This is a genomic window from Bradyrhizobium sp. WSM471, from assembly GCF_000244915.1.
Classification (GTDB): Bacteria; Pseudomonadota; Alphaproteobacteria; order Rhizobiales; family Xanthobacteraceae; genus Bradyrhizobium.
Window position 1 is genome coordinate 6076324 of record NZ_CM001442.1, and the last position, 19929, is coordinate 6096252.

The following is a 19929-nucleotide window of genomic DNA, read 5'->3' on the forward strand; positions in this document are numbered from 1 at the left end:
GCGGGTGATCCAGTATTCCCGAGACAGCGCGAGGATACGGAAAAGCCGCGGCGTACTGGATGCCCCGCTTTCGCGGAGCATGACAGTGAATGTGTGGCTGCTCGTGCGCCTACTGCACGCTCAGCGCGACAAACCGAAGCTCGCCGTCGGCGTTCGACACCAGCAGCAACACCGACTTCTTGCCGTCCTTCTTGAGCTGGTCGACCCGCTTCTGGATATCGGCGCCGCTGGAGACGGCCTCCTGCGCCACCTCGACGATGACGTCGCCGGCGGAGATGCGCTTCTCGGCGGCATCCGAATTGGCGTCGACATTGGTGACGACAACGCCCTTGACGCTGTCCTTGATCTTGTAGCGCGTACGCAGATCCTTGCTCAGCGCCGCGAGGTCGAGGCCGAGCGCCTTCTGTGTCACGGTCTTTTCAGGCGGAGGCTCGTCGGTCTTCACTGCGGCCTGCACCTTCTCGGGATCCTGCAACCGGCCGAGCGTGACCTTCTTTGTCTCCTCCTGACTCTTCCGGATGATGACGACGTCGACCTCCTTGCCGACCGCCGTGTCGGCGACCACGCGAGAGAGATCCTTGGGGTCCTTGACGTCCTTGCCGTCGAACTTGACGACGACGTCGCCGGGCTCGATGCCGGCCGGTTTGGCCGGGCCCTTGTCGTCGACGCCGGCAACCAGCGCGCCGCGCGGCGGCTTGATGTTGAGGCTCTCGGCGATCTCGTCGGTGACGCTCTGGATGCGCACGCCCAGCCAGCCGCGGCGCAACTCGCCGAACTGGCGGAGCTGGTCGACGACACCCGCGACCGTCTTCGACGGTACGGCGAAGCCGATGCCGATCGAGCCGCCGGAGGGCGAGATGATCAGCGTGTTGACGCCGATGACATCGCCATCGAGGTTGAACAGCGGACCGCCGGAATTGCCGCGGTTGATGGAGGCGTCGGTCTGAATGTAGCTGTCGTAGGGACCTGACGAGATGTCACGGTTCTTCGCCGAGACGATACCGGCTGTCACGGTGCCGCCGAGGCTGAAAGGATTGCCGATCGCGACGACCCAGTCGCCGAGGCGCAGCTTGTCGGAATCGCCGAACTTCACCGACACCAGCGGCTTCGGCGGTTTGAACTTCAGCACGGCAAGGTCGGTCTTCTTGTCGACACCGACCAGATCGGCCTTGATCTTGGTCCCGTCGTTGAGGATGACGTTGATCTCGTCGGCGTCCGCGATGACGTGGTTGTTGGTGACGACGACGCCTGATGTGTCGATGATGAAGCCACTTCCGAGCGAGTTGGTCTTGCGCGGCGCCGGGCCGTTCTCGCCGCCCTTGCTGCCGCCGCCGGGACCCTTCCGATTCTTGAAGAAGTCGTCGAAGAACTCCTCGAAGGGCGAACCAGGCGGCAGTTGCGGCATGGCATTCCCGCCGCCACCCTTGGCCTCGACGGTCTGCGAGGTCGAGATGTTGACGACCGCGTCGATCACCTTCTCGGCGACGTCGGCGATGCCATCCGGTCCGCGCGCATGGGCCGGTGTGCCGAGTGCGCTGAAAGCGCCAAAGGCGAGCGCGGCCAGCCCTAAGCGCAAACGGGTCGGGGCAATGGTGGCAGCGGTCATTGTGATCTCCAGGAAACAAGGATTCGAGGTCAAGACTGCGCTCGAACGGGGGGACGGCGCAAGCGCGGACCTTAACGGGCCTCAGAACCCGGATAATAAGGCGAAAACCGGTCCCTCGCCTTCACTTTGGCGTTGGTGCGACGGCTAAATTGGACGTCGCATAACCCAGATCAGGATCAGGCCGGCCACGGCCGAACCAATGCCGACCGCCCGCAGGACATTGTCCGGCGTGGCCATCGCGCTTTTCATGGCCTTGCGCATCCAGGCCGGGCTTGCCGCGAACATCAAGCCTTCCAGCACGAACAGGATGCCCAAACCGATGAGGAAGTCGGTGAACGCAATGGACCTCATCGGATTGGAACCTCCCGTTGTGCTGTTCTTGTCTGGACGAAGGGCGGCCGGACCTGCCGCCCTTGTCTCGCTTACGGCTTCGCCAGCGTCGTGGTCGCCGTCTTGCCGGACGGGTTACCAAAGAACCGGAAGAAATCCGAGTCCGGGCGCAGCAGGAAGCGGGTGTCGTTCGCGCGCAGCCCGTTCTCATAGGCCGTCATCGAGCGGTAGAAGGCGAAGAAATCCGCATCCTTGCCGTAGGCTTCGGCGAACAGACGGTTGCGCTCGGCATCGCCGACGCCGCGCGTCTGCTCGGCCAGCGACCTCGCATCCGCCTCGATCACGGTCGCCTCGCGGTCGGCCTTGGAGCGGATCTCCTGTGCCTTCTGGCCGCCCTGCGCGCGGAACTCGGCGGCTTCGCGCTCGCGTTCCGTCTTCATGCGCTGATAGACCGCCTGGCTGTTCTGCTCCGGCAAATCGGCACGGCGGATCCGGACGTCGACGACCTGGATGCCGTAGCCGTCGGCCTCGTGGTCGAGCTGATCGCGGATGCGCTGCATCAGCTTCTCGCGGTCGTCGCGGACCACGTTGATGAAGGTGACCTCGCCGAGCACGCGGCGCAGCGCCGCGTTCAAGAGCGTGGTGAGCTGGATGTTGGCGGCCTGGATCGAGCCGATGCTCTGATAGAAGCGAAGCGCGTCCTTGATGCGGTAACGCGCGAAGGCGTCGACCACGAGCCGCTTCTGGTCGGACGCGATCGCTTCCTGCGACGGGTTCTCAAGATCGAGGATGCGCTTGTCGATGTTGATCACCGAATTCCACGGCGCCTTGAAGTGCAGGCCGGGATCGGTGACGACGTCGACGGGCTTGCCGAACTGCAGCACGATGGTCTGCTCGGTCTGCGCCACCGTGAACAGGGACATGTAGCCCACGATCACGACGAGCAGGAGCCCGAGCAGCGTGACGATGCCTGTGACCGGAGATCTCATCGGTTGCCTCCGGTCGTCTGCTGGCCGGTTGCGGGCGGCCGCTTGGTCGTCAATTCGCTGAGCGGCAGATAAGGCACGACGCCCTGGCCCGACTGGCCGCCGTCATAGATCAGCTTTTCCGAGCCGCCGAGCACGCGCTCCATCGTCTCCAGATAAATCCGTTCACGCGTCACGTCGGGCGCCTTCTTGTATTCCTCGTAAACCTTCAAGAAGCGCGAGCTCTGGCCCTTGGCCTCGGCGACCGTCTGCTCCCTGTAGCCTTCGGCGGCCTGCATAATCTGCGCCGCACGTCCGCGTGCCTGCGGCACGACCTGGTTGGCATAGGTCTGCGCCTCGTTCTGCAACTGCTCGAGATTGGCGCGCGCTGCCTGGACGTCGCGGAAGGCGTCGATCACCTGCGCCGGCGGGTCGACCTTCTGCATCTGCACCTGGCTGATCTGAATGCCGGCGCCGTAGCTGTCCAGGGTCTTCTGGATCAGTTCCTGCACGCCCTGTTCGGTGACGTTGCGCGCGCCGGTCAGGATCGGCTGGATCTGAGAGCGGCCGATCACCTCGCGCATCGCGCTCTCGGCGATCGCCTTCACGGTGCCTTCGGGATTCTGGATGTTGAAGAGGAAATCGCCGACGCCGTTGGGCTTGATGCGCCAGAGCACCGTGAAGTCGACGTCCACGATGTTCTCGTCGCCGGTCAGCATCAGGCTCTCTTCCGGCACGTCACGAATGGAGCGGCCGCGCCGCGCCGGATCGTCGATCAGCGTCATGCCGATGGAGATGGTGGAAACGCGCAATGCCTTTGGCAGCAGCACGGTCTCGATCGGATAGGGCAGATGGTAGTTCAGGCCAGGCTCTACGGTGCGGACATGCTTGCCGAAGCGCAGCACGACGCCGAGCTCTTCGGACTGCACCCGGAAGAAGCCCGACAGCAGCCAGAACGCGACGATGAGGAGCACGATCAGCGTGATGCCGATGCCGGAGAAATAGCCACCCGGCATGATCTGCTGGAGGCGATCCTGGCCGCGCCGCAGAAGGTCTTCCAGATCCGGCGGCCTTGGCCCGACCGGTTGCGGGCCGTTGCCCCATGGCCCCTTCGGACCCGAGCCCCATGGGCCACCGCCCTGATTCTTCCACGGCATTCGACGCTCTCCTCGGCAGGGTGAAATTGCCCCCCGCCCGCTTTGTCCGGTCCGGCTTTATAGGGGACAGGCAGGTCCCTTACAACGCAGCCCTCGCCGCCCTCCGAGCTAAGCTCGGGGGCAGAAAAGTCAATGTTAACATTGGCAAATGCGGTTAATGGCCCGCCCGCCGACGATATGTCACATAGGAGTAGTCGGCGCTGTCGTGGGGTCCGGCTGGATGACGGATGCGCTCAACCTCATCCCACTCTGCCCTGTCGATGCCGAAATGCGTATCGCCTTCGGGGCGGGCATGCACTTCGGTGATTTCGAGGCGATCGGCGCGATCGAGCCATTGCCGATAGATTTCGGCGCCGCCAATCACGGCGATCTCGGCGACCGAACGCCGCAGGGCATCGCCGCGCGCGATGGCGTCTGCGGCGGCAGTCAATGTCGTGACGATGGCGCCAGCGGCGCGATAATCCGCATCGCGCGTGACGACGATATTGGTGCGGCCGGGAAGCGGCCGGGGCAGGGATTCGAAGGTCCTGCGGCCCATGATCACGGGCTTGCCGATGGTGAGCGCCTTGAAGCGCGCCATGTCGGATTTCATTCGCCACGGCATTGCGTTGCCGGCGCCGATGACGCCGTTCTCCGCGATCGCGACAACGAAGACGATCTCCATCAGGTCGCGCTCCCGGCAAGCCGCGTCAGCGCCGGACCGGTGACGCGGCACAGCGTCCAGTCCTCCAGCATGATGGCACCGAGCGACTTGTAGAACGCGATCGACGGCGCGTTCCAGTCGAGCACCGCCCATTGCAGCCGCGACCAGCCGTTCTCGACGCATTCCCTGGCAAGGTGCACGAGCAGAGCCTTGCCGAGGCCCCTGCCCCGATGCGACGGCCGCACATACAAGTCTTCGAGATAGATGCCGTGGCGGCCGCTGAACGTCGAGAAATTCGCAAACCACACCGCGAAGCCGACCGGCTCGCCGTTCCACTCGGCGAGGGCGCAAAAGAGTTGCGGATTGCTACTGAACAGCGCCTCCGCAATCATGTCCTCGGTCGCCTCGACCTCGTGCGAAAGTTTTTCGTACTCGGCCAGTTCGCGGATGAAAGCGAGAACAAGCCCGGCCTCACCGGGACACACACGGCGGATGTTGAGCGACATCGACTTCAGACCGCGACCGCGGCCTTGATGTGCGGATGCGGATCGTAGCCGACGAGCTCAAAGTCCTCGTAACGGAAGGAGAAGATATCCTTCACGTCGGGATTGATCCGCATCACCGGCAGCGCGCGCGGCGCGCGCGTGAGCTGGAGCTTCGCCTGTTCCAGATGGTTGGAATAGAGATGGGTGTCACCGAACGAATGCACGAAGTCGCCGGGCTTCAGGCCCGTGACCTGCGCCACCATCATGGTGAGCAGCGCGTAAGAGGCGATGTTGAAGGGCACGCCGAGGAACACGTCAGCCGAGCGCTGATAGAGCTGGCACGATAGCTTGCCGTTGGCGACGTAGAACTGGAACAGGCAGTGGCACGGCGGCAGCGCCATCTTGTCGACCTCGGCCGGATTCCAGGCCGAGACGATCAGGCGGCGCGAGTCCGGATTGCGCTTGATCATGTCGATCACGTTCGCGATCTGATCGATGCTGCGTCCGTCCGGCGCGGGCCAGGAGCGCCACTGATGGCCGTAGACGGGGCCCAGATCGCCATTGGCGTCGGCCCACTCGTCCCAGATGGTGACGCCGTTGTCGCGCAGATATTTGATGTTGGTATCGCCCTTCAGGAACCACAACAGCTCGTGCACGATCGCCTTCAGCGGCAGCCGCTTGGTGGTCAGCATCGGAAAACCGGCGGACAAATTGAAGCGCATCTGATGGCCGAACACCGACAGCGTGCCAGTGCCGGTCCGGTCGGTCTTTTCGGCGCCGTCTGAAAGAATCCGCTCGAGCAGGTCCTGATACTGGTGCATGTGCGTGGGCCTTTGGGGAGGCGGCGAATTTAGCGGCCGCCCCCGCGATGCGACAGCGGCGATTCGCCGTCCGTGGGCATTATACCCGGAAAAGTGAGCGTTCCCGGTGCAAACGACAAGGGGCGGAACTCGGCGTCCCGCCCCTCGTCTATCAGGTTGATCCTGCTGGCCAACTTGCCAGCTAGGGTTCGAGCCACGGCGCGCCCGACACGAGGCGGGTCGCCTTAGTTCTCGGATTCCGTGAACACCTCGTCACGCTTGGCACGCAACGCGGGCAGCACCGTGAGCACCAGGAGGAAAGACGCAATCGCGAGCAGCACGGCCGACAGCGGACGCGTCAGGAAGACGCTCCAGTCGCCGCGCGAAATCAGCAGCGCGCGGCGCAGGTTCTCTTCCATCAGCGGTCCGAGCACCATGCCGAGCAGCAGCGGCGCCGGCTCGAAATCGTGCTTGATCAGCCAGTAGCCGACCAGACCGAACACGCCTGCGAGGATGACGTCGACCGGCGCGTTGTTCACCGAGTAGATGCCGATCGCGCAGAAGATCACGATCGAGGGGAACATCAAACGGTAGGGGACGCGCAACAGCCGCACCCAGATTCCGACCAGCGGCAGGTTGATGATGATCAGCATCAGATTGCCGATCCACATCGAGGCGATCATGCCCCAGACCAGCTCCGGCTGCTTCTGCATCACCTGCGGACCCGGCACGATGCCGTGGATGGTCATCGCGCCCACCATCAGCGCCATCACGGCGTTGGGCGGAATGCCGAGTGTCAGCAACGGGATGAAGGAGGTCTGCGCCGCGGCATTGTTGGCGCTTTCCGGCGCCGCCACGCCTTCGATCGCACCGCGGCCGAACCGCGACGGGTTCTTGGCGATCTTCTTCTCGAGCGTGTAGGACGCAAAGGACGCGATGACAGCGCCGCCACCCGGCAGGATGCCGAGGATCGAGCCGAGCACGGTGCCGCGCAAGATCGCAGGCGCCGAGTCGATCAGGTCTTTCCTGGTCGGCATTAAGCCGGTGATCTTCTGCTGCACGAGGTCGCGGTTCATCTCGGCGCCGGCGTCGAGGTTGCGGATGATCTCGGCGAAGCCGAACACGCCCATCGCCACCGTCGCAAAGCCGAGACCGTCGGCAAGCTCCGGAATGTTGAACGCCATGCGCGAGGCGCCGGTCTCGATGTCGGAGCCGACCATCGACAGCATCAGGCCGAACACGATCATCGCGATCGCCTTCAGAACCGAGCCCTTTGCCAGCACAACCGCGAAGATCAGGCCGAGCACCATCAGTGAGAAATATTCGGCCGGGCCGAACGCCAGCGCGAGCTTGGTCAGCGGCGCACCGAGCACGGCGATGAGCACGGTCGCGACGCAGCCGGCAAAGAACGAGCCGATCGCCGCGATCGCCAGCGCCGGGCCGGCACGGCCCTGCTTCGCCATCTGGTGACCGTCGATGGCCGTGACGACCGAGGTCGCCTCACCGGGAATATTAACCAGAATCGAGGTGGTGGAGCCGCCGTACTGGGCACCGTAATAGATGCCGGCGAGCATGATCAGCGCACCGACTGGCGGCAATCCGAACGTGATCGGCAGGAGCATCGCCACGGTTGCGACGGTGCCGATACCGGGCAGCACGCCGACCAGCGTGCCGACCAATGCGCCAATCAGGCACATGAGAATGTTGATCGAGATCGGCAGCGACAAACCGTAGAGCCACCAGGGTGACCACCACGAGATCTGAAACACCACACCGAAACCAAGGCCCAGATTGTGGAAGAGATCGAACATCACACCCTCACTGAACCAGGAAGCGCGGGAACATCGGCATCGGCAGCCCCAGCACATAGGGGAAGAGCAGCGCGCAACCGAGCGTCAGGCAGGCGCCGACGATGATCGCTTCGACCCAGCGCGTTTCATGCGTGCCCATCGCCGAGATCAGGAAGCTCGTGAACGCCGTCACCACCACGCCAAGTGGACGAATCGCCAGGGCGAAGAAGACGATCGAGATCATCACGAAGAGCGGCCCGCGCCAGGCATAGTGCGCCATCGCCGGCCCGTCGGTCAGCAGTCCCGTCAACGCAATGCCGGCGCCAAGTGCAACCAGGAGCCCGCCAAACATCCGCGGCGCCGTGCCGGCGCCGAAGGAGAAGCCCCGCATGCCCTGCAAATCGCTGGAGGCCCACAGTGCGAACAAGGCGAGCGCCATCAGCACGATCCCGCCGACATAGTCCTGCGCCGACCTGATCGTCATGAAGATCGTGAGAATCGCCACGGCCAAGATCGGATAGGAATAGATCAGCGCCAGCAGCACATCGGATGACGCCTTCTTGGTGTCACCGCCGACCGCCCCGAGCAACGCGCCGGGCGCGCCCGCGAGCAGCGCCGTAGCGTGGCTGATCACCACCGCCGCCGGGCCGCGTCCGGCGCCCCAGCCAAAGATCGTCCCGAACGACCAGATGAATTCGAAAATCTGCGGCGCTATGGCCAGCAGACAAAAGCTGATCACCACCGAAGTGTTTCGGTTGGCTGTCGCCGAGTGGCCCATCGTATCGGCCATGCATGTCTCCTCCGCGACCCGTAAGCCACGAGCACTGTTGTTCTAATCGGCTGGAAATCGATGCCCCCGCCCGGATCCCTGCCTAGCCATTTTCATTACACAATGCCAGCAAAACCCAACAAGCCCCCGACGAGCAAAATCCAAAGTGGATTGATGCGCGAGACGGATGCGACCACTGCAACTGTTGCGGTCAGAAGCAGCGCAGCAAGCGTGCGATCGGTCGACTCGGCGAGGATCAGGGCGCTCGCCGCCATCAAGCCGATCGAGAGCGGAACCAGTGCAGTCTGGATCAGCCCGGGCCAGCGCGACTGGCTCGGCCGGTTGAGGAGCCGGCTGACATAATAGGCAAGCAGCGCGGTGGGCAGGCACATGGCCAAGGTCGCCGCCAGGGCGCCGGGGATGCCAGCGACCGCATAGCCGATTAACGTGACGATAAGGACGTTCGGACCTGGTGAAAGCTGCGCGATCGCATAGGCGTCGGCGAATTGCTTGTCGGTCATCCAGTGATGCACCTCGACCGCGATGCGATGCATCTCGGGCACCGCCGCGGCGGCGCCGCCGACTGCGAACAGCGACATCAGACCGAAGGCCGAGATCAGCGCCCAGATCGGGTTCTCCGCGTTCATGCTGCTACCTTCCGCCGCATCAGGAAAATGGCGCCGACACTGACGGGGATCGCAACCAAAAGCACGGCCTGGAGCGGCAGGCGAAGGACGCCGATGGCGAGGAAGACGCCCAGCATCAGGATGAGCGCGACGGCGTCCAGCCGCTTGAGCAGCGGCGTCATCATCCGGAAGACCACCGCGATCAAGAGACCGACGGCCGAACAGGAGATGCCCGCGAGGATGCGGCGCAGCACCTCCACATCGCCGAACCGGGCATAGATGATCGCGAGCACCGTCATGATCAGCGTGGGCGGCAGCAACAGCCCCGCAAAAGCGGCAATGCCGCCGGCGATCCCGCGCAGCCGCGCGCCGAATACCATCGACAGATTGACGATGTTCGGCCCGGGCAGGAAATGGCAGAGCGCAAACGTCTCGTTGAACTCGTCCGCCGTCATCCAGCGGTGCTGCTCGACGATGGCCTGCCTGGCGAAGACCAAAACCCCGCCGAAGCCCGCCAGCGACATCCGCGCGAAGGCCAGAAACAGCGCGAGCAGCCCGGGCGGAACGGCGCGAGTGGCTGGCCGGTCCGGCTCTTGAACTGGTTGTTGGGCGGCCGGTGCGGAATCCTCGGACATGTCAGGAGCTTAGAACGCCGGCCGACGCGCGGCCAAGCCTGCCGGGAACCTATCCAGACGGAACCTCCGAATGATCGCTCGAAACACCTGTTATTTGAAACGTTTGCCCCCTATATTGGGAGTGCCGGTCCGCCGGCTATGGAAATAAACGGTCGTCGCAATAAACCATTCGGACCCGGGGGCGGTACCCGGCGCCTCCACCAAAGCCCACCAGCGGGCTGGCCCTGAAGCGGGCTTTGGCGGGGGCGAAATAGGATCGACGAGGGCGTAAAGGGCGTTCTTTTTCCCGGTATTGTTCCGCCGTTATCGGGCTATGCAATAGTTGCCAACGACAACTTTGCTCCGGTTGCTCAGGCTGCGTAACGCAGTTTGAAAGACCATTCTGAAGTCCTAACGGGTTAAGCTCCGTTAGGCGGGGTTCGGAGGCACCTGGCAACAGAAGCCTCCACTTACCTCTTATTTCCTACCCCGCGGGGACTCCTGCTGACCCGTCAGGCGCGGTACTATTGCGGCTTGGCGAGTCGGGCCGGCAGGGCCCAGCTCCTGGAATGCAACAGGACCACCATGGCGACCGATCATATCCGATACGATGTGCTGGCCCGCGACGCGCTGCGCGGCGTGTTGCGCAAGGTGCTGACCGACGCCGCGTCGCAGGGACTGCCCGGCGAGCATCATTTCTTCATCACCTTCGTGTCGAAGGCCGAGGGCGTGAAGCTGTCGTCGCGGCTGCTGGCCCAATATCCGGAAGAGATGACGATCATCCTGCAGCACCAGTTCTGGGATCTAACCGTGCTCGAAGACCGCTTCGAGGTCGGCCTGTCCTTCGGCGGCATTCCGGAGCGGCTGATCGTGCCGTTCAGCGCCATCAAGAGCTTCCTCGATCCGTCGGTGAAATTCGGCCTCCAGTTCGACACCTCCGATGTCGCCGACCTCTCGGCCGAGACATTGCCGGCCGCTCCCGCCCCGTCCGCAGTCGCGGTGGCCCCTGCCACTGAACCTGCGGAAGGCAGCGAGGAGCCGGCGGCTCCGAACCAGGGCGGCGCCGAAGTCGTGCGATTGGATCGTTTCCGCAAGAAATGATCTAGATCGGACTGGCGCCCGTCGCAGGCGGCCAAACTCCCTATATAGAGGCACATGAAGAGGCCGCGCGGTATTTCGTGCGGCGGAATGGATGTGCTCATGGCCAAAACTTCCCTCTCGAAGACTTCCCGCTCGAAGATTTCCCGCTCGAAGGCTGCCCGCTCGAAGACCGACCGTTCCTCACGCCCGGCGACCCGCACCGAGACCGACAGCTTCGGCCCGATCGAGGTCCTCGCCGATCGCTATTGGGGGGCGCAGACCGAACGCTCGCGCCAGAATTTTCGCATCGGCACCGATCGCATGCCGATCTCGCTCGTGCATGCGCTCGGCATCGTCAAGCTCGCCGCGGCGCAATCGAACCAGGAGCTCGGCCTGCTCGACCAGCGCCGCGCCAACGCCATCATCCGCGCCGCGCGCGAGGTGATCGAGGGCAAGCTGGACGATCATTTTCCGCTGGTGGTGTGGCAGACCGGCTCGGGCACCCAGAGCAACATGAATCTCAACGAGGTCATCGCCAACCGCGCCAATGAGCTCCTGGGCGGCGAGCTCGGTGCCAAGAAACCGGTGCATCCCAACGATCATGTCAACATGAGCCAGTCGTCGAACGACTCGTTCCCGACCGCGATGCATATTGCGGCGGCAAGCCGCATCACCGCCGATCTCGTCCCTGCCCTCGGCGAATTGCTGCGCGCGCTGCGCAAGAAGGAGAAGGAGTTCGCAAAGATCGTCAAGATCGGCCGCACCCACACCCAGGATGCGACGCCGCTGACGCTCGGCCAGGAATTTTCCGGCTATGCCGCGCAGGTCGAAAGCGGCATCGCCCGGCTCAAGGTCGCGGTGAAGGAGCTCTATCCGCTGGCGCAGGGCGGCACCGCCGTCGGCACCGGCCTCAATTCGAAGCCGCGCTTTGCAAAACTGTTCGCAAAGCACGTTGCCGGGATTACGAAGCTGCCCTTCACCAGCGCCGCCAACAAATTCGAGGCGCTGGCCTCGAACGACGCCTATGTATTGGCGCACGGTGCCATCAATTCGGTCGCGACAGGCCTGTTCAAGATCGCCAACGACATCCGCCTGCTCGGATCGGGTCCGCGGTCGGGCCTCGGCGAACTGATGCTGCCGGAGAACGAGCCGGGCTCCTCGATCATGCCGGGCAAGGTCAATCCGACGCAGTGCGAGGCGATGACGATGGTGTGCTGCCAGGTGTTCGGCAATCACACCGCGATCACGGTCGCCGGCAGCCAGGGCCATTTCGAGCTCAACGTCTACAAGCCCGTGCTGGCCTACAACATGCTGCACTCGATCCGGCTGATGGCGGACGCCGCGCGCTCCTTCACCGAGCATTGCGTCAGCGGCATCCGTGCCGACGAGAAGCGCATCAAGGAACTGATGCAGCGTTCGCTGATGCTGGTGACGGCGCTCGCCCCCAAGATCGGCTACGACAACGCGGCCAAGGTGGCCAAGACGGCGCATGCCAACGGCACCACCCTGAAGGAAGAGGCGCTGCGGCTCGGCTTCGTCTCGGCGGAGGAGTTCGACCGCCTGGTGCGCCCCGAGAAGATGACCAGCCCGGGATAAATTCCGAATTCCGATAGCCATCCGTAATGATACGGAGCCCCTAGCTCCATTAAATGTAGGGCTTAAAGGACGGGATTTGATTACCGTCAATGTCGCGGCGGGATTGCGTGTTACGCAGCCCCTCCGTCCCCATGGGGCGGAATTCATCGTTTGATGGCCCAAGGGTCGATTGACGAGGACAAGCGAATGGCGATCAAGTCTCATCGGGCGCAGTGCGGCGCACAGTTTCTGAATGTTTCATCCTGCCCACGGAGGATCGGATGATGGAGACGCGACATGGCGAACGTCATCAACCTGAATCGTTTCCGGAAGCGCGCCGAGCGGGAAGCCACGGCGAAGCAGGCGGACGCCAACCGAACGAAGTTCGGCCGCACGAAGGCGGAGCGGTCGGCGGAGGAGACGCGCGCGGACCAGGCGAAGGCGCACCTGGACCAGCACCGGATCGATCGCGAGGAGCAGCCATGAAGTCGCCCGTCGTGAAACGGTCGATCGTCGTCGCCGGTCACAAGACCAGCGTCAGCCTGGAAGAGGCGTTCTGGAACGGCATGAAGGAGATCTCGGGCCTGCGCAACATGACGCTGTCCGAGCTGGTCGGCGAGATCGACGGCAACCGCCAGCAGGGCAATCTGTCCTCGGCGATCCGCCTGTTCGTGCTCGACTACTTCAAGAGCCGCGCCATGGCCGCCATCCAGGCGGAAAAGGTCCCGGCCTAGCAGTCGCTTTGACGCCGATCCTGGCGCCAATCGCCTCCGTCACGAAGCTGGTACTTTAAAATCACTCTAAGGTGCAGTTTCAGCGACCGAGCGCGCTTGACCTCGATGCCCTGCGTTGAAAATACAGGGCATGACCGACATCCATGATACGCGTCCGCAGATGCCGCTGGGCCTGGCCCAGCGCGGCTATACCGGCGTCATCCAGCACCTTTCCCCCAAGGACGCAGGCTCGGCGCTCTCGGACATCGAACTCGAGAGCCGGCTGATCGAGCTCGGCTTCGTCGAGGGCGCCCGGGTCGAAGTCCTGCACGAGGGGCTGGTCGGGCGCGACCCGATCGCCGTGCGGGTCGACAGCATCACCATCGCGGTCCGCCGTCGCGAAGCCATGGCCATTATCGTCGCCTGAAGCGACCGGACCCCAATTCCATGGAATTGCCCCTACTCCACCTCGCCCTGGTCGGCACGCCAAACAGCGGCAAGACCTCGCTGTTCAATGCGCTGACCGGCAGCCGGCAGAAGGTCGCGAACTATCCCGGCGTCACCGTCGAGCGCAAGGAAGGCTTCTTCGTCACGCCGTTGGGACGTCAGGTCTCCGTGGTCGACCTGCCCGGCACCTATTCGCTGCGCGGCCGCAGCCCGGACGAGGAGATCACTCGCGACTTCGTGCTCGGCAAGGCCACCGGCGAGACCCTGCCCGACCTCGTGCTGTGCGTGGCGGATTCGACCAATCTGCGCCTGACCATCCGCCTGCTGCTGGAGCTCAAGCGCACCGGCCGGCCGATGATCCTCGTGCTCAACATGTTCGACATCGCGACCCGCCGCGGGATCACTGTCGACGTCGAGCGGCTCGCCAAGGAGCTCGGCGTGCCCGTGGTCACCTCGATCGCGGTGCGCAAGGGCGGCACGGCCGACCTGCTGTCGCTGACCGACGAGATTTCGGCGAAGCTCGCCGCCGAGCCGGGAGAGAACAATTGGCGGGCGCTCAGCGTGGCCGACCTGCGCGCCACCCAGCGCGAAGCCGACCGCATCATCGCCGACTGCGTCAGCCTGCCCAGCCGGCCCGACACCTGGACCGCGCGGATCGACGCGATCGTGCTGCATCCCGTCGGCGGGCTGATCGTGCTCGCCGCGATCCTGTTCGTGATGTTCCAGGCGGTGTTCGCCTGGGCGCAGCCGCTGATGGAGCTGCTCAATTCCGGCTTCGATTCGCTCGGCGAGTTCGTGCACGCCACCCTGCCCGCCGGCCTGCTGCAAAGCTTCCTGCAGAACGGCGTGATCTCAGGCGTCGGCAGCGTCATCGTGTTCCTGCCGCAGATCATCATCATCTTCCTGTTCATCCTGCTGCTGGAAGATTTCGGCTATATGGCGCGCGCCGCGTTCCTGATGGACCGCATCATGGGCGGCGCCGGCCTGCACGGCCGCGCCTTCATTCCGCTGCTGTCGAGCTTCGCCTGCGCCATCCCCGGCATCATGGCGACGCGCGTGATCGACAACAAGCGCGACCGGCTGACCACGATCCTGATCGCGCCGCTGATGACCTGCTCGGCCCGCATCCCCGTCTACACGCTGATCATCTCCGCCTTCATTCCGGCAAAAGACGTCTGGGGCTTCATCAACCTCCAGGGCCTCGTGATGTTCGGCCTCTACGCTGCCGGCATCATCAGCGCGCTTGCCGTCTCGTTCCTCATCAAATTCTTCATGCTGCGCGACTATGCGCCGGCGCCGTTCATGCTGGAGCTGCCGGACTACAAGATGCCGCGGCTGAAATCGATCGCGATCGGCGTCTACACGCGGGCCAAGATGTTCCTGCACCGCGCCGGCACCACGATCTTCTCGATGATGGTGCTGATCTGGTTCCTGGCCTCGTTCCCGCAGCCGCCAGCGGGCGCCACCGAACCGGCGATCGACTTCAGCCTGGCCGCGATCATCGGCAAGGCACTCGAGCCGCTGCTGGCGCCGGTCGGCTTCAACTGGCAGCTCGCGGTCGCGCTGATCCCGGGCATGGCGGCGCGCGAGGTCGCTGTCGCAGCACTCGGCACCGTCTATGCGATCGAAGGCGGCAAGGAAGCGGCCGAGCAGATCGGCCAGGTGCTGGCGACGAAATGGTCGCTCGCGACCGCGTTGTCGATGCTGGCCTGGTACATCTTCGCCCCGCAATGCGCATCCACGCTCGCCGTGATACGGCGCGAGACCGGAAGCTGGACCTGGATGGCCGTCACCTTCTTCTACATGCTGGTGCTGGCCTATGCCGCGAGCCTTCTGACCTACAATGTCGCGGTCGCGTTCGGGGCGGGATAGGTCCCAAAACAAAAATTGCGAAAACAACCCCATGCACAGTAGACGGGCGTTGTAAAATCAATGACTTACGCGTGGGCGAAAATCATCCGGCCGCAGGGCCGCGCCAGTTGCTCCGTCGAGCAAAACAGGAGCATGATGCCATCAGCGCCATGACCGACCATATCTGGCGTCAAGCCGGTCTATGCGCCAGCACCGTTCCAATCCGCTCCTTCTTGAGCGCGAACTGTGCGGCCAATGCGAGGCCGAGTGCCAGACAGAACGTCGTCCCAGCCGCAATGAAGCGCAGCTTATTGGTGTCCCAGATTGCCCCCTCCTGTGCCACCAGCGACAGCAGTTGGGGCAGAAGCAAGAACACGTTGGTTGCCGCAAAGCCGAAGCAATTGAACAGTCGCCACGCGACCGTTCGCATCGAATTGTCGATGTCCGGCAGATCGGAGCAGCTCTGCCTGTCGAGATAGTACGAAATATAGACTGTCACGAGCGCCGGCCCGAGGCCCCACCGCAACATCGCAAAGTAAAGGCTGGCAAGAGACATTTCCCGCAAATTGCCCTCGCCAAAATTATGCACGGCCACCGTCAGGCCAGCGGGCCCTACGGCGAGCGCGACCAGGAAGCTCCAGCAATAAGTGGTGAGGTGGGACTGATCTGAATTGCTTCCCAGAGACGACATCGCAAATCGAAGCAAGAGAACTACGACGATTGCCAATCCATAATTGCAAAGCGAATACATGACCCATGCAATCGAGCGATTGGGGTCCTGCGCCCAGACAACGCCTCTGCCTTGCAGCACGTCATAAATTACGGCCGAAATGGTCACTCCCAGATAAACGGAGCAGATCAAGGCAATGATATAGACGATCCAGTACCGTAGCGGATTGTCGTGAATGGGCGCATCGATTTCGATGCCGAATTTGCTGGCCTCGTTGCGCAGGTCGATGCGAGAGCCGTTGCGATAGATCAGGTAACACGCGACAAGCCGGGCAAATCGATTGTAGAGGTCCTTGATCAATTGCGTGGCCGGGGGCGCAGCAAGGCCCGTCAACGTCCCAGCCTTCCACTGGCTCATCGTCGGCGCCGCCTGCTGGAAGTCTGCCATCAGCTTGTCGAAACCAAAGCTGTCCTCGGTGAAGAAGGTGGCGTCATCTCCGGTGTCGCGTCCCTGCGCCAGCCACCATTTCATGTAACAGATTTCCGCCCACATGCGATCCGGGGTGTTCGGGTCCTTGCGGAAGTCCTGATCGACGACATCCGGAGAATTCGCGATGACTTTCGAGAGCACATCCTGCGGCACACGCAGCGAAAAGCGGATTTGCGCCATGATCTGCTTCGCGAGCTGAGGCACGCTGATCCAGCTCTGGATCACATCGCGCACCATCAGCAGGACGTTCCACTGAGCCTCCTTCGTCAGGAGGAACAGATACACGGCCCCCATTGCTGCGACGACGGTCAGGTACGGAGCAGACTGACTTTTCGCAGCCTCTATGACCGTCTCCGGGATTGCAGGAACCAGCGGCGCCAGGGCAATGACGTCGCGGTTCTCATGGATGAGAAGAAGGAAGAAGCCGCATGAGAATACGACAAAGATGAACCCGCCCAATCGATACTGCTGCCGGGTCGTCATGTATCGCGGGAAAGTCGGGACTTCGGCAATGTTGACCGCGCGGCCAAAAGCCTGCCAGGCTAACCGGCCTGCCACGACAAGGCCCAACAACGTGATGGACCAGCGCACCAGCGAAGGAACCAGGTCGGACGCGGCGTCGCCGACCTGATCTGCGGAGGCTTGTGTCGACAGCAAAATGGAAATGACAATTCCCAACACGATGCTAGCCATAGCCTGAACTCCCTCTTGAGCGAGATAGTTCGAACGGGCCGCTCTACGCGGAATTAGGCTGTACCGTAAATCCGGAGCGACCACGTGTGTGTGAACCAATTCACACCCTCTGGAAGTTTTCGTGCAGCTCCCTCGGAAGAGGCCCAATGCCTTGTCCGCAAGACCCGGCATCTCAACAAGGCGCCGGTTGCGCCGTCGGGCAAAACAGGCGCATGATCGTATTGTCGGGGAATTGGCGCGACGCTTCGTGACGGCAAGCTAGGCCGGCGTAGCACGCCTTCTCAGCCGCTCGCCGGGAACGACGCGGTGAACACCGTCTCATCCAGCATCGACGACGCGACGATCAACCCGCCATGGGCGCGCACGATCTCTTGGGCAATGTACAGTCCGAGCCCAAGCCCTTTCTGGTTCGGCAGAACGTCGCCGCGATCGAACGCAGTGAAAAGGCGCGGGATCGCATCAGCCGGAATTGGCGCGCCTTTGTTGACAACGCTGATGTCGAAGCCGGCTTCGGTCGTCTGCGCCAGCACCCTGATCGGCTTGTCGGCGGCGCCATAGGAAATCGCGTTGCCGAGAAGATTGGACAGCATCTGACCTATGCGGTCGGCGTCGATTCTCACGGGTCCCGGAACGTTGACGACAGTTTCGATGACGCGATCCGGATGCACGTTCTCGAACTCCGCGACGATCTGCTTGATAACAGGCTCGAGGGCCTGTTCTCTCAGCTTGAGCTGCATCCCGGCGCCGAGCCGCGCGCGGGCGAAGTCCATGACATTGTCGATCAGGCCCGCCATCCGGGCCACGCTTCCCTGCAGCAGGTTGATCCAGTTCTTCCCCTCGTCATCGACCTTCTTGTGCAGAAGCCGAAGGCCGCCCTGGATCGAGGCAAGAGGGTTTCGGAGGTCGTGACCGAGCACGGCGATGAACTGCTCACGCAGTTCGGCATTGCGTTGTTCCAGCGCGAGCCTGTTCGCGATCAGCTCGACGCGTTCGGCCGCATCGAGGTGAGACGCGATCAGCTCCGCAAAAAGCTTGAACATGCCGATGATCTCGGGCGTCCGAAGCTTGCGCGGCTTCGGATCGATCGCGCAAAGAGTTCCGAAAAATGATCCGTCGGGAAGAATGATCGGCACGGAGATGTAGCTTTGGAAGCCATATTGCGCAGGCGTGTGATGCGTGCTGAAGCCGGCGTCTTCGCTGACATTCTCGATGACGACGGCGTCACGGCTCTGCCGGATCTCGTGGCAGATCGTGGTCTCGACCTTGAGCTCGTCACCGGGTTTCAGCCCGAACGCGAGTTGGTCGCGCGAGGCACAGGTGATCCACCTGTCCTCGGTGACGCGGGCAACGGCCGTAAACCCCATGCCGGTGGTCCGGCTGATCACGTCCAGGATGGTCGAGACCGCAGCGATTCCGCTGACCCTGGCTATGTCGCGCTCGAAATCCATTGCCACTCCGCATCGGAACATTCGCAGGACGACCGTCACCCCAACTGAAGCGCGCCGTTGCAACGTGAAAAGCACTGCCAGCCAAGTCATTCCGCGTCAATGTTACTCGACGCTCCACGTTGGAAGCGGCTATCTGTTCCCAATGGAACAATTCAGCACGGCTGGGCTCTCCGCCGAGAGGCTTCGCGAGGATCACCTGGCCGACCTCGTCGCATTGCATCTCCATGCCGAGGTGTCCCGATATTTCAGAGGCGTCCGTTCGGCGGAGAGGACGTAGACCCACCCCGAACTCGAAGCCAGCATCCGGCTCAGCGTACTCGCTCAGTGCGTTCGCTCGGTGTGGTGGAGCCTGAGCTGACGCCGTCATCGTCCGAGTCATTCTCCGGCTGCTGGATCAGCACCGCCGGTTCGTCGTAACCCTTGCGGCTGCTGTAGAACACCAGCGCCATCAAGCCGATGCCGACGACCAGCGAAAACACGACGCCGAGCACCAGTGCGACATAACCCGATGCTGGCACCTCCGTCGTCGTGCTGAACCAGCCGAGAAAGCCGAGCGCGCCGGCACCGACGAGGAAGGCGCATAACACCGCAATGACCGCCCATCTGGCGATCTTGCCGTCACCGGGAGCGGGTGATTCCGGTTGCCCGTCTGTGCTGTTCATGGATCTCTCCTCATGGCGCACGCGTCGCACGGCCGTCCCACTGCGCTAGGGTGCGGTGACCTTGGTCGCGATCGCGTGCAGGGCCGCCGTCATGGCGACAATTGCGGCCTTGACCGGCTCGCCGATGCCGTGACGCCCGGCGAGATACGCCGGATCGTTGTAGGACAACAATGTCGCGCCTTGTTCGTCCTGCCAGACCAGCGCCTTCAGCGGCAGATCGATGCCGCTGGTCTGCGCCTGCTGCATCAATGGCGTACCACCCTTGGCGTTCCCGAAGATGATAAGATTGGTCGGGCGCAACGGCAGGCCGGCAGCGGCGGCGCCCGCGGCATGATCGACATGGGCGAATATTGTGAGGCCCTTGGCCGTCACTTCCGCTTCCAGCCGCTTCATCGTCTCTTCAGGCCCGAAATTGCTCCTCATCGTGATGAGTCCGTCGACGGCCATTGCCTGGGTCTCCCATAAACATGTCGCAGCAACCAAAGCGAGGATCTTGACCAGCGCCGAAACCCTCAT

The 19929-nt window shown here is 63.2% G+C and carries 21 protein-coding genes, 1 other RNA gene and 1 pseudogene; 8 read left to right on the top strand and 15 right to left on the bottom strand.

Annotated features, from left to right (window positions below):
• Positions 1-109: 109 nt before the first annotated feature.
• The 11 genes from BRA471DRAFT_RS27640 to BRA471DRAFT_RS27690 form a co-directional block, all read right to left on the bottom strand.
• Complete coding sequence (locus BRA471DRAFT_RS27640) at positions 110-1606, bottom strand: Do family serine endopeptidase (protein ID WP_007613350.1); 1497 nt, start codon at positions 1604-1606, stop codon at positions 110-112.
• Positions 1607-1750: 144 nt separating this feature from the next.
• Positions 1751-1957, bottom strand: a complete 207-nt coding sequence (locus BRA471DRAFT_RS27645) for a DUF2065 domain-containing protein (protein ID WP_007613351.1) — start codon at positions 1955-1957, stop codon at positions 1751-1753.
• A 71-nt stretch (positions 1958-2028) separates the two neighbouring features.
• On the bottom strand, positions 2029-2925 hold the full coding sequence (hflC, locus tag BRA471DRAFT_RS27650) for a protease modulator HflC (protein ID WP_007613353.1): 897 nt from the start codon (positions 2923-2925) through the stop codon (positions 2029-2031).
• Positions 2922-4058, bottom strand: a complete 1137-nt coding sequence (hflK, locus tag BRA471DRAFT_RS27655) for an FtsH protease activity modulator HflK (RefSeq protein ID WP_007613356.1) — start codon at positions 4056-4058, stop codon at positions 2922-2924. The genes hflC and hflK overlap by 4 nt, the downstream gene beginning before the upstream one ends.
• Before the next feature lie 154 nt (positions 4059-4212).
• The gene (locus BRA471DRAFT_RS27660; RefSeq protein ID WP_007613357.1) at positions 4213-4722 is read right to left on the bottom strand and encodes a dihydrofolate reductase; all 510 of its coding nucleotides are present in this window, start codon (positions 4720-4722) and stop codon (positions 4213-4215) included.
• Entirely contained in the window at positions 4722-5207 is a 486-nt protein-coding gene (locus tag BRA471DRAFT_RS27665) for a GNAT family N-acetyltransferase (protein ID WP_007613361.1), read from the bottom strand. The genes BRA471DRAFT_RS27660 and BRA471DRAFT_RS27665 overlap by 1 nt, the downstream gene beginning before the upstream one ends.
• 5 nt (positions 5208-5212) lie before the next feature.
• Entirely contained in the window at positions 5213-6007 is a 795-nt protein-coding gene (locus BRA471DRAFT_RS27670) for a thymidylate synthase (protein ID WP_007613362.1), read from the bottom strand.
• Positions 6008-6231: 224 nt separating this feature from the next.
• Positions 6232-7797 carry a tripartite tricarboxylate transporter permease gene (locus tag BRA471DRAFT_RS27675; protein ID WP_007613363.1) on the bottom strand — a complete coding sequence of 522 codons (1566 nt, stop codon included), beginning with the start codon at positions 7795-7797 and terminating at the stop codon, positions 6232-6234.
• Between the two features lie 7 nt (positions 7798-7804).
• Complete coding sequence (locus BRA471DRAFT_RS27680; RefSeq protein ID WP_007613365.1) at positions 7805-8566, bottom strand: tripartite tricarboxylate transporter TctB family protein; 762 nt, start codon at positions 8564-8566, stop codon at positions 7805-7807.
• A 95-nt stretch (positions 8567-8661) separates the two neighbouring features.
• Complete coding sequence (locus BRA471DRAFT_RS27685; protein WP_007613367.1) at positions 8662-9192, bottom strand: chromate transporter; 531 nt, start codon at positions 9190-9192, stop codon at positions 8662-8664.
• Entirely contained in the window at positions 9189-9806 is a 618-nt protein-coding gene (locus BRA471DRAFT_RS27690) for a chromate transporter (protein ID WP_007613368.1), read from the bottom strand. The genes BRA471DRAFT_RS27685 and BRA471DRAFT_RS27690 overlap by 4 nt, the downstream gene beginning before the upstream one ends.
• Before the next feature lie 84 nt (positions 9807-9890).
• On the opposite strand from BRA471DRAFT_RS27690, the gene ssrA reads away from it, so the two are divergent.
• From ssrA to BRA471DRAFT_RS27720, 7 genes are all read left to right on the top strand, one after another.
• Positions 9891-10256, top strand: a transfer-messenger RNA (tmRNA) gene (gene ssrA / locus BRA471DRAFT_RS35945).
• A 114-nt stretch (positions 10257-10370) separates the two neighbouring features.
• A complete protein-coding gene (locus BRA471DRAFT_RS27695) occupies positions 10371-10886 on the top strand; it encodes an SspB family protein (RefSeq protein ID WP_007613370.1) in 516 nt (171 codons plus the stop codon).
• 87 nt (positions 10887-10973) lie between these two features.
• The gene (gene fumC, locus BRA471DRAFT_RS27700; RefSeq protein ID WP_035974335.1) at positions 10974-12461 is read left to right on the top strand and encodes a class II fumarate hydratase; all 1488 of its coding nucleotides are present in this window, start codon (positions 10974-10976) and stop codon (positions 12459-12461) included.
• Positions 12462-12737: 276 nt separating this feature from the next.
• Positions 12738-12926, top strand: coding sequence for a DUF4169 family protein (locus tag BRA471DRAFT_RS27705; RefSeq protein ID WP_007600963.1), 189 nt, complete (start codon positions 12738-12740; stop codon positions 12924-12926).
• Positions 12923-13174: a ribbon-helix-helix domain-containing protein gene (locus BRA471DRAFT_RS27710; protein WP_007613372.1), complete on the top strand. Its 252-nt coding sequence runs from the start codon at positions 12923-12925 to the stop codon at positions 13172-13174. The genes BRA471DRAFT_RS27705 and BRA471DRAFT_RS27710 overlap by 4 nt, the downstream gene beginning before the upstream one ends.
• A gap of 130 nt (positions 13175-13304) precedes the next feature.
• Positions 13305-13580 (top strand): FeoA family protein, encoded by a 276-nt coding sequence (locus BRA471DRAFT_RS27715; RefSeq protein ID WP_007600961.1) that lies wholly within the window; start codon positions 13305-13307, stop codon positions 13578-13580.
• 20 nt (positions 13581-13600) lie between these two features.
• A complete protein-coding gene (locus tag BRA471DRAFT_RS27720) occupies positions 13601-15472 on the top strand; it encodes a ferrous iron transporter B (RefSeq protein ID WP_007613373.1) in 1872 nt (623 codons plus the stop codon).
• 169 nt (positions 15473-15641) lie between these two features.
• Here BRA471DRAFT_RS27720 and BRA471DRAFT_RS27725 read toward each other — a convergent pair whose 3' ends face one another.
• Positions 15642-17303 (bottom strand): hypothetical protein, encoded by a 1662-nt coding sequence (locus tag BRA471DRAFT_RS27725; RefSeq protein ID WP_007613375.1) that lies wholly within the window; start codon positions 17301-17303, stop codon positions 15642-15644.
• A 281-nt stretch (positions 17304-17584) separates the two neighbouring features.
• Complete coding sequence (locus tag BRA471DRAFT_RS27730; protein WP_007613376.1) at positions 17585-18751, bottom strand: GAF domain-containing sensor histidine kinase; 1167 nt, start codon at positions 18749-18751, stop codon at positions 17585-17587.
• Positions 18752-18893: 142 nt separating this feature from the next.
• On the opposite strand from BRA471DRAFT_RS27730, the pseudogene BRA471DRAFT_RS39865 reads away from it, so the two are divergent.
• A pseudogene (locus tag BRA471DRAFT_RS39865) lies at positions 18894-19025 on the top strand (N-acetyltransferase); the annotation flags it as partial.
• A gap of 34 nt (positions 19026-19059) precedes the next feature.
• On the opposite strand, the gene BRA471DRAFT_RS27735 reads toward BRA471DRAFT_RS39865, so the two are convergent.
• Together BRA471DRAFT_RS27735 and BRA471DRAFT_RS27740 are read right to left on the bottom strand one after the other, a co-directional pair.
• A complete protein-coding gene (locus tag BRA471DRAFT_RS27735) occupies positions 19060-19413 on the bottom strand; it encodes a hypothetical protein (RefSeq protein WP_007613378.1) in 354 nt (117 codons plus the stop codon).
• Positions 19414-19458: 45 nt separating this feature from the next.
• Entirely contained in the window at positions 19459-19929 is a 471-nt protein-coding gene (locus tag BRA471DRAFT_RS27740; RefSeq protein WP_007613379.1) for a DUF302 domain-containing protein, read from the bottom strand.

Bases quoted from the DNA above. Each gene is read 5' to 3' on its own strand.
- BRA471DRAFT_RS27675 (WP_007613363.1), bottom strand. From the start codon at position 7,797: ATGTTCGATCTCTTCCACAATCTGGGCCTTGGTTTCGGTGTGGTGTTT.
- BRA471DRAFT_RS27690 (WP_007613368.1), bottom strand. From the start codon at position 9,806: ATGTCCGAGGATTCCGCACCGGCCGCCCAACAACCAGTTCAAGAGCCG.
- BRA471DRAFT_RS27715 (WP_007600961.1), top strand. From the start codon at position 13,305: ATGACCGACATCCATGATACGCGTCCGCAGATGCCGCTGGGCCTGGCC.
- BRA471DRAFT_RS27725 (WP_007613375.1), bottom strand. From the start codon at position 17,303: ATGGCTAGCATCGTGTTGGGAATTGTCATTTCCATTTTGCTGTCGACA.
- hflC (WP_007613353.1), bottom strand. From the start codon at position 2,925: ATGAGATCTCCGGTCACAGGCATCGTCACGCTGCTCGGGCTCCTGCTC.
- BRA471DRAFT_RS27640 (WP_007613350.1), bottom strand. From the start codon at position 1,606: ATGACCGCTGCCACCATTGCCCCGACCCGTTTGCGCTTAGGGCTGGCC.
- BRA471DRAFT_RS27680 (WP_007613365.1), bottom strand. From the start codon at position 8,566: ATGGCCGATACGATGGGCCACTCGGCGACAGCCAACCGAAACACTTCG.
- BRA471DRAFT_RS27735 (WP_007613378.1), bottom strand. From the start codon at position 19,413: ATGAACAGCACAGACGGGCAACCGGAATCACCCGCTCCCGGTGACGGC.
- BRA471DRAFT_RS27740 (WP_007613379.1), bottom strand. From the start codon at position 19,929: ATGAGGGTTTCGGCGCTGGTCAAGATCCTCGCTTTGGTTGCTGCGACA.
- BRA471DRAFT_RS27645 (WP_007613351.1), bottom strand. From the start codon at position 1,957: ATGAGGTCCATTGCGTTCACCGACTTCCTCATCGGTTTGGGCATCCTG.
- hflK (WP_007613356.1), bottom strand. From the start codon at position 4,058: ATGCCGTGGAAGAATCAGGGCGGTGGCCCATGGGGCTCGGGTCCGAAG.
- BRA471DRAFT_RS27710 (WP_007613372.1), top strand. From the start codon at position 12,923: ATGAAGTCGCCCGTCGTGAAACGGTCGATCGTCGTCGCCGGTCACAAG.
- BRA471DRAFT_RS27685 (WP_007613367.1), bottom strand. From the start codon at position 9,192: ATGAACGCGGAGAACCCGATCTGGGCGCTGATCTCGGCCTTCGGTCTG.
- BRA471DRAFT_RS27730 (WP_007613376.1), bottom strand. From the start codon at position 18,751: ATGGATTTCGAGCGCGACATAGCCAGGGTCAGCGGAATCGCTGCGGTC.
- fumC (WP_035974335.1), top strand. From the start codon at position 10,974: ATGGATGTGCTCATGGCCAAAACTTCCCTCTCGAAGACTTCCCGCTCG.
- BRA471DRAFT_RS27695 (WP_007613370.1), top strand. From the start codon at position 10,371: ATGGCGACCGATCATATCCGATACGATGTGCTGGCCCGCGACGCGCTG.
- BRA471DRAFT_RS27705 (WP_007600963.1), top strand. From the start codon at position 12,738: ATGGCGAACGTCATCAACCTGAATCGTTTCCGGAAGCGCGCCGAGCGG.
- BRA471DRAFT_RS27660 (WP_007613357.1), bottom strand. From the start codon at position 4,722: ATGGAGATCGTCTTCGTTGTCGCGATCGCGGAGAACGGCGTCATCGGC.
- BRA471DRAFT_RS27670 (WP_007613362.1), bottom strand. From the start codon at position 6,007: ATGCACCAGTATCAGGACCTGCTCGAGCGGATTCTTTCAGACGGCGCC.
- BRA471DRAFT_RS27665 (WP_007613361.1), bottom strand. From the start codon at position 5,207: ATGTCGCTCAACATCCGCCGTGTGTGTCCCGGTGAGGCCGGGCTTGTT.
- BRA471DRAFT_RS27720 (WP_007613373.1), top strand. From the start codon at position 13,601: ATGGAATTGCCCCTACTCCACCTCGCCCTGGTCGGCACGCCAAACAGC.